The organism is Streptomyces sp. NBC_01016 (genome assembly GCF_026341035.1).
Lineage (GTDB): Bacteria > Actinomycetota > Actinomycetes > Streptomycetales > Streptomycetaceae > Streptomyces.
In genome coordinates this window covers 289,425-302,628 of record NZ_JAPEOQ010000001.1, presented here as the reverse complement: position 1 = coordinate 302,628, position 13,204 = coordinate 289,425, and the positions used below count along the sequence as shown (strand labels likewise).

Below are 13,204 nucleotides of genomic sequence, written 5' to 3'. Positions count from 1 at the left end.
CGCGTCGGCCGGTCTCAGACAGTGGCGCCGGTGCCTTCGGCGACCGAGCAGGTCGGGGAGGGGGTCCCCGCTGCCAGGGCGGAGTCGGCGGCGTGGGGGTGCATGGGCATCCGGGTCAGGCCGGGGAAGTAGACGTGCAGGCTGACCGCGGGTTCCAGGGAGTCGTTGACGACCTCGTGGGCGTAACCGGGCGCGAAAACCCGCTGCGCGCCGGTGCCGAGTGCCCGCACGCCCCCTTCCGTACGTTCCGTCAGTTCGCCCTGCAGCAGCGTCAGTACGCCGGAGGACCCGCCGTGGTCGTGCAGCCCGCTGCCCTGGCCCGGCACCCACGACAGGAGCCACACCTCGTAGCCGGGTCCTGTGCGCAGGCGGTGGTACCAGCGGGTCGTGGCGTCGTACTCGACGAGGTGCTCCCACTGGGAGCGGTCGGCCGCGATGGAGCGCGCGAGACCGACGAATTCGGCCACCGTCCCGGGGTGCTCCCGGACGGGCTGCAGCAGGTGCGGTACTTCGAGGATGTCGCCGGCGATCTGGAGGTCGCTGTCGCTGTTCATGGGGTGGTGGTGTTCCTCAAGGGAGTGCGGTGCACAGAGCCGTACTGAGATGAGAAGAAGCGTGGTCGGAGCCGACAGGCTCAACGACTCAACAGCTGGAACAGCAACAACACGCGAGGGCAACGCGAACGGACCCGGCGGTGCGGGTCGTCGAGGGTGCCGAAATCGCGAGCATGCCCAACAGGACAGCGGGTCATGCCCTTGTTGTCAACCCAATGTCCGGATTGTGGAATATGGTTCACCTCATCCGGTGTCCTTGGCAGGCGAAAGGTTTGTGCAGCGAGGCCTCGGGACATGTGGCGCAGCAACCAGGCGTGCAAACGTCGGAACGGCAGTGATCTTTGCGGCGTCCTTCCTTGTAGCGGTTCATCGAAGGAGGGGTGACTGCATGGAGTGCGGCCGGCTCCGCATGAGCCGCGGGCAAGTGTCATGGTTTTTGGCGATTTGAACACTTTCCGCATAGCCTTGGTTCCGCAGAGTGAATAACGGGCCCAATAGCAGATCTCGGCTTGACTGCCCCGGATCGGCACACTTGTAATTTCACTCGTGTCGTTCAGCCGAAATCGGTAACGGCAACATCACGGGGACGCACGGACAGACGAGGGGCGCACTATGACCGAGTCGTTTCAGGATCTGCTGGTCGAGGACGCGGAAGAAGAACTCGGCTGGCAGGAGCGCGCGCTGTGCGCCCAGACCGACCCCGAATCCTTCTTCCCGGAGAAGGGCGGCTCCACGAGAGAGGCCAAGAAGGTCTGCCTCGCGTGTGAGGTCCGCTCCGAGTGCCTCGAATACGCGCTCGCCAACGACGAACGCTTCGGAATCTGGGGCGGCCTCTCCGAGCGCGAGCGCCGCCGACTGAAGAAGGCCGCTGTCTAGGGCCTGTCGTTCGGATCAGGCCTGGGGCCTGTTCTCGAACTCCCGTCGTCGCCCGAGATGTGCGGTGCTTTCCGGCCCGCTGCCAGTGGTTGTCCACAGGCGGCGGGTCGCTGTTGTTGGCAGCCGTTAGTGTGGGGCCCCGTCCCGGACGCCACCGTGTCCCCATCGGGCGCGGGCGTCCACCGCAGTCCAACGAACCGGGGCCCGTACCTCGATGTCCGTGCACAGCCACTCGGCAGGCCAATTCGGTACTGCCGCCGCCGCGTTCAACCCGGGGCCCGCAGCAGGGGTCGACCCGAGCAGCGCCCCCGAGTTCCCCAGGCATGTCGTCACCGCCGTCGTCGTCTCGCACGACGGAGCGCGCTGGCTGCCCGACGTTCTGACAGGACTGCTCTCCCAGGAGCGCCCCGTACAGAACGCGATGGCGGCCGACACCGGCAGCGCCGACGACTCCGCCGCGCTCGTCGCGCAGGCCATCGGTGACGACCGCGTTCTGCACCTCGCGCGCCGCACCGGCTTCGGCCAGGCCGTCGAGGAAGCCGTGCGCAGCGCGGGCGTCCTCACCCCCGAAGAGCTGCCGTACCTGAAGCGCCCCAGCGGCTGGGATCCCGTCAGCCGCTCCTGGCGCGACGACGCGTACGACATGCCGGACCTGCCGCACGGCGAACCCGAGCAGTGGCTGTGGCTGCTGCACGACGACTGTGCGCCCGATCCCGACGCGCTCGCCCAGATGCTGCGCGTCGTCGAGAGGGAGCGCGAGGCCGGCAGCGACGTCGCGATCGTCGGCCCCAAGCTGCGCGGCTGGTACGACCGCAGGCAGCTGCTCGAGGTCGGCGTCTCCATCGCCCACTCCGGGCGCCGCTGGACCGGCCTCGACCGCCGCGAGCAGGACCAGGGGCAGCACGACCATGTGCGGCCCGTGCTGTCCGTGTCCACCGCCGGCATGCTGATCCGGCGTGATGTCTTCGAGCAGCTCGGCGGCTTCGACCGCAGGCTGCCGCTGATGCGTGACGACGTCGACCTGTGCTGGCGCGCCCACGCAGCGGGCCACCGGGTCGTCGTCGCCCCCGAAGCCGTCGTGCGGCACGCCGAGGCCGCCTCCCGCGAGCGCCGCACCGTCGACTGTGTCGGCCGCACCGCCACGTCGCCGCACAAGGTCGACAAGGCGGGCGCCGTCTACACGCTGCTGGCCAACGCGCGCGGGGCGGCCCTTCCGTGGGCCCTGCTCCGCCTCGTGTTCGGCACGCTGCTCCGTACGCTCGCGTACCTCGTCGGCAAGGTGCCGGGACAGGCCTTCGACGAGATCACCGGTCTGCTGGCGACGCTGCTGCGGCCGGGGCGGATTCTCGCCGCCCGTAGGCAGCGCGGCAACGGCGTCGTCGACCCCAAGGAGCTGCGCCCGCTGTTCCCGCCGCCGGGCGCGACGGTGCGGCTCACCGTCGAGCAGGTGGCGGGGAGCCTCTTCGAAGGCTCCGACCCGGAGACCGCCAGGGCGGGCCGGCACGGTGGCGGTGGCCTCGTGTCGCCCGACGACGCCGAATTCGTCCGGGTCGAGCGGTTCGCGCGCCTCAAGCGCATCGCCCGCAACCCCGGACCGATGCTCCTGGTGGTGCTGCTCTTCGTCTCCCTCATCGCCTGTAGAGGGCTGTTGGGCGGCGGAGCGCTCGCGGGCGGTGCGCTGCTGCCGGCTCCCGCCGACGCGTCCGAGCTGTGGGCGCGGTACGTCGACGCCTGGCACGCCACCAGTACGGGCGGCACCCAGGCTGCGCCCCCGTATCTCGCGCTGCTCGCCACCCTCGCCTCCGTGCTGTTCGGCTCCACCGGGCTCGCGGTCACCGCGCTGCTCGTCGGCTCGGTGCCGCTCGCCGGTTTCACCGCGTACTTCGCGTCCAGGCCGCTCGTCACCTCGCGCCTGCTGCGCGCGTGGGCGGCCGTCGCGTACGCCTTCCTGCCCGCCGTCACGGGCGCCCTCGCGGGCGGCCGCATCGGCACCGCGGTCCTTGCGATCCTGCTGCCGCTTCTCGCGCGCGCGGGTCTCGCCGCTTCGGGCCTGACACACACTCAGGGCGGGCGCGGCAGCTGGCGGGCCACCTGGGCGTACGCGCTGCTGCTCACGATCACGACGGCCTTCACGCCGATCGTGTGGCCGATCGCGCTCGTCCTCGGCATCGCCCTCCTTGTAGTGCGGCGTTCCGACATCACCGCCTACGGGCTGCGTTTTCTGGCCGTGCTCGGCACGCCGCTGCTGATGCTCGCTCCGTGGTCCCTCTCGCTGCTCCCGTTCGGCTTCTTCAAGGAGGCCGGAATCCCGTACGGGGCGGGCTCCGCGACCGGGCTCGGACTGCTCGGCGCGTCGCCGGGCGGCGCCGGGACCACGGGCAGCCTGCTGCTCGTCGGTATCGTCCTCGCGGCGCTGGCCGCCCTGCTGCGCCACGAGCGCCGCCGCGCGATCGTCGCCTCCTGGTCCGTCGCCGTCGTGGCACTCGTCTTCGCGGCCCTGTCGAACGGTTCGGCGTGGGCAGGACCCGCCACCCTCGTCTACGGCATCGCGCTCCTGGCCGCTGCCGCGCTCGGCGCCGACGGCGCGCGCTCGCGCGTGGCCGAGCAGAGCTTCGGCTGGCGTCAGCCGGTGGCCGCGCTCATCGCGTTCGCCGCGGCGGCGGGCCCTGTGCTGCTCGCCGCGGGCTGGATGATCGGCGGCGCCGACGGGCCCGTCGAGCGGCGCGACCCGGTGCAGGTGCCCGCGTTCGTCGCCGAGGAGGCCGGCACCCGTGACCAGGCCCGCACGCTCGTCATGGACGGCTCCACGGGCGACGTCGCGTACTCGCTGGTGCGGGGCTCGGGCGTGCGTCTCGGTGACGGCGAGCTGACCGAGGCCGCGGGCGAGAACGCCAAGCTCGACAAGGTCGTCGCCAACCTGGTCGCCGGCTCCGGCGCCGACCAGGCCGACCAGCTCGGCGGCTTCGCCGTGCGCTACGTCCTCGTACGGGGCGGTGCGCCGCGCGAGATGAGCCGCGTCCTCGACGCGACGCCCGGCCTGACCCGGCTCAGCCAGCAGGACGGCACGGCGCTGTGGCGCGTCGACCGGCAGGTGGCGCGGGCCGTCGTCCTACCGAACGCCTCCGCCGGTTCCACGGCGGAGGAGGCCGTGCCGGTCGCGGCGGGCCCCGTCGAGCTGCACACGAAGGTGCCGCAGGGCAAGGAGGGCCGCATCCTGCGCCTCGCCGACCAGTCCGCCGAGGGCTGGACCGCGACGCTGGACGGCACGCCTCTTACGAAGACCACCGTCGACGGCTGGGCGCAGGGCTTCGAACTGCCCTCATCGGGCGGCACGTTGGACGTCACGTACGACGCGCCGATCACGCACGTCGCCTGGCTGTGGGCGCAGGGCGCGCTCGCCCTCGTCCTCGTGGTGCTCGCCCTGCCGGGCCGGCGCGAGAACGTCGACGACGACCTGCCGGACGAGCCCGTGGTGACCGCGGAGGACCTCGCGGGCGACGGCCGAAGGGCCCGCCGACTGCGCGCCCAGGCCGAGGCGGAGCAGGCGGCACAGGCGGAGCCGGCGCCCCAGCCGGTTCCCGGGGCCGACATGCCTCCTCCTCCGGAGGAGGTCCCGGTGGCGGGCTTCCCGCACCAGCAGACCTACGCGGAGTGGGACCAGCCCAGCTACGCGGGCGCCGAGTACGGCACGTACGCGGCGGGGGAGCAGCAGTACCAGGGCGGCGCCTACGGGTACGACCAGCAGGCCGACCCCTACCAGGCGGGCCAGTACGACCCGTACGCCTACGGAGGCGGGTACGAGATGCCTCAGCCCCAGCCCCCGCAGTACGACCCGACGTACGAGCAGCAGCACGGCCACGGCAACGGCGCCGACAATGAGCGCCCCGACGGGAGCCAGCAGTGAACCGCACGACCCTGTCCCTGATCGCCGCCGTGACCGCCCTGGCCGCCGTCACGGGCTTCGCCGCGGCCACCACGCCCGGCGAGGACGACACGTCTGGCAACGCGGCCGCCGCGCGCCTCCCTGTCGAGCGCTCCAGCCTGCTGTGCCCGGAGCCCAGCCAGTCCGACCTGGCCGAGACCGCGTACACCTCGTACACGCCCGAGACCAAGGGCACTGAGGGCTCCGGCACGGCCGAGCTGATGCCCGCCAAGGGCGGCAAGAAGGGCAAGGCGGTCGTCACCCCGAAGAAGCCCGGCACGCCCGTCGCGGGCGACGCCACAGGGGCCGAGGCGCCCGCCCTGACCGGCACCGCCGACGGCCCCCTCGCGCCCGGCTGGACCGTCCAGCAGACGACCAGCGTGACCGCAGGATCGGGCCGCGGCCTGCTCGGGGTGAACTGCTCGGAGCCCGACACGGACTTCTACTTCCCCGGCGCCAGCACCGCCAAGGGCCGCAGCGACTACGTCCACCTCACGAACCCGGACGACGAGGCCGCGGTCGTGGACGTGCAGATGTACGGCCCCGAAGGGGCCATCAAGTCCGAGGTCGGCGAGGGCATCACCGTAGGGCCGCACTCCAGCGTCCCCGTGCTGCTGTCGACGCTGACCGACAAGGCGTACACGAACCTCACGCTGCACGTGACCGCGCGCAGCGGCCGGGTCGGGGCGGCCCTGTCGGACGTGGACGAGAAGCAGGGCGGGGACTGGCTGCCCGCCGTCGCCGACCCGGCCGCGTCCCTCGTGCTGCCCGGCATCCCGAAGGACGCCAAGAACGTGCGCCTGGTCGCCTTCGCACCGGGGCAGGACGACGCCGACCTGAAGGTCCGGCTCGCGACCTCCAGCGGCAAGATCGCGCCCGCCGGGCACGACACGCTGCACCTGAAGTCGGGCATGACCACGGCCGTCGACCTCGGCGCGGTGACGCGCGGCGACGCGGGGTCGCTGATCCTGACGCCCTCCGAGGGCTCCGTGCCGGTCGTGGCCGCCCTGCGCGTCACGCGCGGCAAGGGCGCCGACCAGGAGACCGCGTTCATCCCGGCCACGCGGAGCATCGGCGCGCGCGCCACGGTCGCCGACAACCGCTCCAAGGGCTCCACGCTCGCCCTGACCGCCCCCGAGTCGACCGGCAAGGTCAAGGTCACCGCGTCCCCGGGCACCGAGGGCGGCACGGCGACCACGAAGGAGTACACGGTCAAGGGCGGCACGACCATGTCGGTCACCCCGCCCGTCCCGTCCGGCCTGAAGGGCAGCTACGCGCTGACGGTGGAGCCGGTGTCCGGCGGCCCGGTCCACGGCTCGCGGATGCTGGAGAGGAAGCAGGGATCCGTCCCCGCGTTCACGGTGCAGACGCTGCCGGACGACCGGGGCATGGTGTCGGTACCGAAGGCGGACGAGGACCTCTCGGTGGTGCAGAAGTAGCTGCCTACATAAAGAAGCGGCTGCCTACGTAAAGAAGGCGGCTGCCTACGGGGCGGCGGGGTCAGTCCTCGCCGTCTCCGTAGTCCCCGTAGCGGGGATCCACGGTCTCCGGGGTGAGCCCCAGGACCTCCGCGACCTGCTCGACGACGACCTCGTGCACGAGCGCCGCCTGCTCCTCGCGCCCCTTGGTGCGGATCTCCACGGGGCGCCGGTAGATGACCACGCGCGCGGGGGTGTCCTCCTGCGCGGGTACCGTGCCGCCGAGCGGCACCGTGCCGCCGACCCACGCCTCGTCCTCGGCCGTCAGCCGGGGCACGTCCAGAATCAGGAAGTCGACCTCGGCGAGCTGCGGCCAGCGCCGCTCCAGGCGCTCCACGGAGTCCTGTACGAGGTCGGAGAAGGCCTCGGCACGGCTCGCGGACAGCGGCACCTGCGGCGGCGCCACGGGGCCGCGCATGCCCCGGCCGTGCCGGTCGCGGCGGCGCGGCGGGCACGGTTCCCCGGAGGGCGGCGAAACCGCGTCGTCTGTGTTGACTGGCCTTTCCATCACTGACGCAGCGTAGTCCTCCGCGGCGCCGGAAGCGGGGCGGCGCCTGCCGGAGCGCTCCATGTCGCTTCCTGACCGATCAAGCCAATCTTGGGGCTGATTCAACTTCTTTCCCGGATCGATGATCTCGCGGCAATTGGCGCTATATGCCCCGAGTGGTGACCGCTTTCAACTGCCGCATGGGGCGCACAACCCGGGGTAGACGCAGGTCATCGGGGCGCCCGCGCGCGGTGGTGTGCGCCGTGTCACGCCACGACACGGTGGGGTGACCTCGGGGAGAGTCGTCGCGGCCCGCTCAAGAGTGCGGTACCGTCCAACGCTGTGAGCCCTGTACGTCGCTGTTCGCGCACCGCTTGCGGCCGTCCCGCCGTCGCGACGCTGACGTACGTCTACGCCGACTCGACCGCGGTCCTCGGCCCGCTCGCCACCTACGCCGAACCCCACTGCTACGACCTGTGCGCCGAGCACTCCGAGCGCCTCACCGCGCCGCGTGGCTGGGAGGTCGTCCGCCTCGCCGACACCAGCGGTCCCAGCCGCCCCAGTGGGGACGACCTGGAGGCACTCGCCAACGCCGTGCGCGAGGCGGCCCGCCCCCAGGAGCGCGCGGCCGAGGCCGGCGGCTCGGGGCCGCGCGCCGCGGACCCCATGGAGGTCGCGCGCCGTGGCCACCTCCGTGTGCTGCGCTCGCCCGACAACTGACCGGGCCGGCGGCCAGTCGACTTCCTCGGTCAACTTCCTTGTAGATCAGCCCCCTTCACGGGATCTTCACAGTCGTACGCGTTGACCCGCGATTGTTGAGGACACGACGATTTCGCCACCCGACTCCGGGATTCCGGGAGGCGCACGTGTTCGTCCAGCAATTGGAGCCCGTAGGCGGCTCGCTCGGCCTGTCCGCCCTCGTCGCGGCCCTGCCGCTCGTGACCGTCCTCGTCCTGCTCGGCGCCGTGCGCATGAAGGCGCACCGGGCGGGCCTGATCGGTCTCGCCGTGGCAGCCGCCGTCGGCTGGCTCGTGTACGACATGCCCCTTGGGCAGACCGTCTCCAGCGCCGCACAGGGCGCGGTCTTCGGTCTTTTCCCCATCATGTGGATCGTCGTCAACGCCCTGTGGGTGTACCGGATGACGGTGCGCACCCGGCACTTCGACATCCTGCGCCGTTCCTTCGGGCGGCTCTCCGACGATCCGCGCATCCAGGCGCTCGTCGTCGCGTTCTGTTTCGGCGCGCTACTGGAAGCGCTCGCCGGATTCGGTGCGCCGGTCGCCATCTGCTCGGTGATGCTGGTCGCGCTCGGCTTCGACCCCGTGAAGGCCGCGGTCGTCGCGCTCGTCGCCAACACGGCGCCCGTCGCCTTCGGGGCCATGGGCACGCCGGTCGTGACGCTGGCTCAGGTGACGGGCCTTCCGCTGGACGCCGTCGCCTCTGTGGTGGGTCGTCAGACGCCGCTGCTGGCCCTCGTGGTGCCGCTCGTGCTCGTCGGCCTGGTGGACGGCAAGCGGGGCCTGCGCGAGACCTGGGTGCCTGCCCTCGCGTGCGGATTCGCCTTCGCCGTCGCCCAGTTCGTGGCCTCCAACTACGTGTCCGCCCAACTCGCCGACATCGGCGCCGCCCTGGTGGGCGCCGGCGCCCTCGTCGCGGTGCCGCACGCGCGCAGGCCGGCCGCCGAGCCCGTACGCGCCGCCGTCCTGACCGGCGTACGCAGTGAGGACCTCGACGAGGAGGACGCGCGGTCCGAGGTGCTGCGCGCCTACGCCCCGTACGCGCTCATCGTCGTGATCTTCTCCCTGGCGCAGATCCCCGCCATCAAGGACTGGCTCGCCAAGGCCAACTGGGTCTTCGACTGGCCCTTCCTGAACGTCGCCGACCCGAGCGGCAAGCCCGTGGGCGGCAACATCTTCACGCTGCCGCTCGTCTCCACCGGCGGCACGCTCGTACTGATCGCGGGCGTCTTCACCGCGGTCGTGATCGGGGTGCACGCGCGCGATGCGGTGCGTGAGTGGTTCGGCACCGTGCACGAACTGCGGTTCGCGATCCTGACGGTGACGAGCGTGCTGGCCCTCGCATACGTCATGAACCTGTCCGGACAGGCCGCCACCATCGGGCACTTCGTGGCGGCCGCGGGCGCCGGGCTCGCCTTCTTGTCACCGGTCCTGGGGTGGTTCGGCGTCGCGGTCTCCGGATCCGACACCTCGGCCAACGCCCTCTTCGGCGCTCTCCAGGTGACGGCCGCCCAGCAGTCGGGCCTCTCGCCGGAACTCCTTGCCGCGGCGAACAGTTCGGGCGGCGTCCTCGGCAAGATGATCTCGCCGCAGAACCTGACGATCGCCTGCGCGGCGGTCGGCCTCGCGGGCCGGGAGGGCGACCTGCTGCGCAAGGTGCTGCCATGGAGCGCCGGGCTGCTGCTGGTGATGTGTCTGATCGTGTGGGGGCAGAGCACGGCGGTGCTGGGGTGGATGCTGCCGTGAGCGATGTCGGTACTCACCGGTCACAGCTGAGTACTTCTGTGACCAGTGAGGACGTGGGAGGTCGGGTTCCTCGGGAGGAATGAGGGGTTCACGATCCGCTGTCAGTGCGGCCAGGTACTTTGTGGGTCCGTGCAGGACTCCAGGAGGGCTGGGCAGACCGTGGCTGCTGCTGATCTGTCGCAGATCGTGAAGGCGTACGACGTGCGTGGGGTGGTCCCGGACCAGTGGGACGAGGAGCTCGCCGCGCTGTTCGGCGCCGCGTTCGTGCGGGTGACGGACGCCTCCGCGATCGTCGTGGGTCATGACATGCGGCCCTCCTCGCCCGGCCTGACGAGGGCGTTCGCGCGCGGGGCCGCCGCCCTCGGCGCGGACGTCACCGAGATCGGCCTGTGCTCGACGGACCAGCTGTACTACGCGTCGGGCGCGCTCGACCTGCCCGGCGCCATGTTCACGGCCTCGCACAACCCGGCGCAGTACAACGGCATCAAGATGTGCCGGGCGGGCGCGGCGCCGGTCGGTCAGAACACGGGCCTCGCGGAGATCCGCCGGCTGGCCGAGGAGTGGAGCGCGTCGGGCGCCCCGGAGCCGGCCGCCACGCCTGGGACCGTCACGCGGCGGGACACGCTGCAGGACTACGCGGCGCACCTGCGCGGCCTGGTCGACCTGACGGCGATCCGTCCGCTGAAGGTCGTGGTGGACGCGGGCAACGGGATGGGCGGGCACACGGTCCCGACGGTCCTCGGAGGACTGCCGCTCGACGTCGTGCCGATGTACTTCGAGCTGGACGGCACGTTCCCGAACCACGAGGCGAACCCGCTGGACCCGGCGAACATCGTGGACCTCCAGGCACGCGTGCGTGCCGAGGGCGCCGACCTCGGCCTCGCCTTCGACGGGGACGCGGACCGCTGCTTCGTGGTGGACGAGAACGGCGACCCGGTGTCCCCGTCCGCGATCACCGCCCTGGTCGCCGCCCGCGAACTCGCGCGAAACGGCGGCTCGGGCACGATCATCCACAACCTGATCACCTCCTGGACCGTGCCGGAGGTCGTGAAGGAGAACGGCGGCACGCCCGTGCGCACGCGCGTGGGCCACTCGTTCATCAAGCAGGAGATGGCCACCACCGGCGCGATCTTCGGCGGCGAGCACTCCGCGCACTACTACTTCCGCGACTTCTGGAACGCCGATACGGGCATGCTGGCGGCGCTCCACGTCCTCGCGGCGCTCGGCGGCCAGGACGGCCCGCTCTCCGCCCTGGTCTCCTCCTACGACCGCTACGCGGCCTCCGGCGAGATCAACTCCACGGTCGCCGACCAGACCGACCGCCTCGCCGCGATCAAGGCGGCGTACGCGGGCCGCGAGGGCATCACGACGGACGAGCTCGACGGCCTGACGGTCACGGCGACCGACTGGTGGTTCAACGTCCGCCCGTCCAACACGGAACCGCTGCTCCGCCTGAACACGGAGGCCCGGGACACCCCAACGATGGAAAAAACCCGCGACGAGGTCCTGGCGATCATCCGGGGCTAAGGCTCCAAATCAAGCCCCTGCGGCGATTGAGCAGCGGGGTCCGGGGCGGAGCCCCGTGGCGTCAAGCCCGGCTGAGCCTGGGCAGCCCGCCCCCACATCCCGGCGCGGCGCACGCTCACCGGAAGGCCCCGGCCACGGCACCGCCTCCGCCGGTAGGCTGGTGACCAGCGCCGCACCCCGGTCGGCCACCCGGCCACCGCACAAGGTGCATCGCACCCGAACCCCACTCACCCCCGGAGGGAAACCATGCCGCTCGAAGCCGGCCTCCTGGAGATCCTCGCCTGCCCGGCCTGTCACGCCCCGCTCAAGGAGGCCGATGCCGAGCTGATCTGCACCGGCAAGGACTGCGGCCTGGCCTACCCGGTCCGCGACGGCATCCCCGTCCTCCTGATCGACGAGGCGCGCCGCCCCGCCTAGGGCCTGTCTTCAAACTTCCGTCTGCCCGGCGGCGTCTGGCACGCACGCTCGCGGCGTTGCCGAAAAGCCCGAGTAGCTCCGCTACTAGGACTTCCCGGCGCCTTGCGATCGCACGCTTCCCCAAGCTCTCGGCTTCGCTCGAGCAGGGGAGGCCCCATTACGCCGCCGGGCCGCCCTCCGGGCGACGACGGGAGTTTGAAGACAGGCCCTAGGACCTCACCGGCGCCGACGGATCAGGGCCGCCCGCATGGGACCCGATCCGCCGGACACCCGGACAGGCCCTGACCCTCCACCACGCCCCGCAGGAGGCCCGACGCCATGTTCGACGAATCGCTCTTGGACGACCCGGACGCACTGGCCAGGGCCGACCGCCGCGGCCTGCTGCGCGGCGCCGCAGAAGCCGGCGCCCGCGTCCGCACGGCGGCCCGGCACGCGGCAGAGGCCGGCATCGCCGACCTGAAGCCCGACGGCCGCCCCCGCGCCGTCCTGATCGCGGGTCCCGGCACGGCCGCCGCGGGTGTCGCCGACCTCATCGGGCGCCTGGCAGGCGCGGCCTCCCCGGTCGTCCGCCTGCGCCCCACCGGCGTGGCCCCCGCTGCGGGCGCGCTGCGCTGGGAGCTGCCGGGCTGGGCGGGCTCGGTCGACCTCCTCCTGATCGCCACCCCGGACGGCACGGAGCCGAGCCTCTCGCTCCTCGTGGAGCAGGCGTACCGGCGCGGCGTCACGGCCGTCGCGGTCTGCCCCTCCGGCGCCCCGCTGACCGAAGCCGTGGCAGGGGCGCACGGCCTCTTCGTACCGATGGCCACGGCCCCGTACGAGCAGGACGAACCCGCGGCCGCCTCCGCGCCGGGCGCGCTTTGGGCGCTGCTCACGCCCCTCCTCGCGCTGCTCGACCGCACGGGCCTCCTCCCGGCCGCGCCGGACACGCTCGAGAAGGTCGCCGACCGCCTCGACCAGGTCGCCGAGCGCTGCGGCCCGGCCATCGCCACGTACAGCAACCCGGCCAAGACGCTCGCCGCCGAGCTCGCAGAGGCGCTCCCGCTGATCTGGACCGAGGGCGCCGCCGCGGGCCCGGCGGGCCGTCGCTTCGCCGCCGCCATCGCCGAGCTCGCCGGGTACCCCGCGCTCGCCGCGGACCTGCCCGAGGCGATGGTCGCCCACGGCGCGCTCCTCACCGGCGACCTGGCCGCCGGCGCCGACCCCGAGGATTTCTTCCGCGACCGCGTCGAGGAGGTCCAGATGCTGCGCGCCCGCGTCGTCCTGTTGCGCGACCGGCCGGCCGGCGGCCTCACCGCCGCACCCGCGGCCCGCGAACTCGCGCTGTCGCACGACATCGCCATCAGCGAGCTGGAACCGGAGGAGGGCAGCGACCTGGAGACCCTCGCGGAGCTGATCGCCGTCACGGATTTCGCCGCCGTTTACCTGGGTCTCGCCTCGCGCGCCTGACAGCTTCAGAACAA

The 13,204-nt window shown here is 72.3% G+C and carries 10 protein-coding genes; 8 read left to right on the top strand and 2 right to left on the bottom strand.

The genetic code is table 11. The annotated features are described in order from the left end of the window. Nucleotides 1-14: 14 nt before the first annotated feature. A complete protein-coding gene (locus tag OG746_RS01510) occupies nt 15-554 on the bottom strand; it encodes a cysteine dioxygenase (protein ID WP_266710940.1) in 540 nt (179 codons plus the stop codon). A 612-nt stretch (nt 555-1,166) separates the two neighbouring features. Here OG746_RS01510 and OG746_RS01505 point away from each other — a divergent pair. The 3 genes from OG746_RS01505 (at nt 1,167) to OG746_RS01495 (ending at nt 6,791) form a co-directional block, all read left to right on the top strand. After that, nucleotides 1,167-1,430, top strand: coding sequence for a WhiB family transcriptional regulator (locus OG746_RS01505; protein WP_127831770.1), 264 nt, complete (start codon nt 1,167-1,169; stop codon nt 1,428-1,430). 214 nt (nt 1,431-1,644) lie between these two features. Continuing rightward, complete coding sequence (locus OG746_RS01500; protein ID WP_266710939.1) at nt 1,645-5,334, top strand: glycosyltransferase family 2 protein; 3,690 nt, start codon at nt 1,645-1,647, stop codon at nt 5,332-5,334. Further along, nucleotides 5,331-6,791 carry a DUF5719 family protein gene (locus OG746_RS01495; RefSeq protein WP_266710938.1) on the top strand — a complete coding sequence of 487 codons (1,461 nt, stop codon included), beginning with the start codon at nt 5,331-5,333 and terminating at the stop codon, nt 6,789-6,791. Before OG746_RS01500 ends, OG746_RS01495 begins: the two co-directional genes overlap by 4 nt. Before the next feature lie 61 nt (nt 6,792-6,852). Here OG746_RS01495 and OG746_RS01490 read toward each other — a convergent pair whose 3' ends face one another. After that, nucleotides 6,853-7,338, bottom strand: coding sequence for a metallopeptidase family protein (locus OG746_RS01490; protein WP_266718647.1), 486 nt, complete (start codon nt 7,336-7,338; stop codon nt 6,853-6,855). A 321-nt stretch (nt 7,339-7,659) separates the two neighbouring features. Here OG746_RS01490 and OG746_RS01485 point away from each other — a divergent pair, with 321 nt between their 5' ends. The 5 genes from OG746_RS01485 (at nt 7,660) to OG746_RS01465 (ending at nt 13,190) form a co-directional block, all read left to right on the top strand. Then, a complete protein-coding gene (locus OG746_RS01485) occupies nt 7,660-8,037 on the top strand; it encodes a DUF3499 domain-containing protein (protein ID WP_266563502.1) in 378 nt (125 codons plus the stop codon). 146 nt (nt 8,038-8,183) lie between these two features. Beyond that, nucleotides 8,184-9,800, top strand: a complete 1,617-nt coding sequence (locus tag OG746_RS01480) for an L-lactate permease (RefSeq protein ID WP_266710937.1) — start codon at nt 8,184-8,186, stop codon at nt 9,798-9,800. Nucleotides 9,801-9,959: 159 nt separating this feature from the next. Further along, nucleotides 9,960-11,327 carry a phosphomannomutase/phosphoglucomutase gene (locus OG746_RS01475; protein WP_266710936.1) on the top strand — a complete coding sequence of 456 codons (1,368 nt, stop codon included), beginning with the start codon at nt 9,960-9,962 and terminating at the stop codon, nt 11,325-11,327. 246 nt (nt 11,328-11,573) lie between these two features. After that, on the top strand, nt 11,574-11,744 hold the full coding sequence (locus OG746_RS01470; RefSeq protein WP_266710935.1) for a Trm112 family protein: 171 nt from the start codon (nt 11,574-11,576) through the stop codon (nt 11,742-11,744). 318 nt (nt 11,745-12,062) lie between these two features. Continuing rightward, entirely contained in the window at nt 12,063-13,190 is a 1,128-nt protein-coding gene (locus OG746_RS01465; RefSeq protein ID WP_266710934.1) for an SIS domain-containing protein, read from the top strand. The last annotated feature ends 14 nt before the right edge of the window (nt 13,191-13,204 follow it).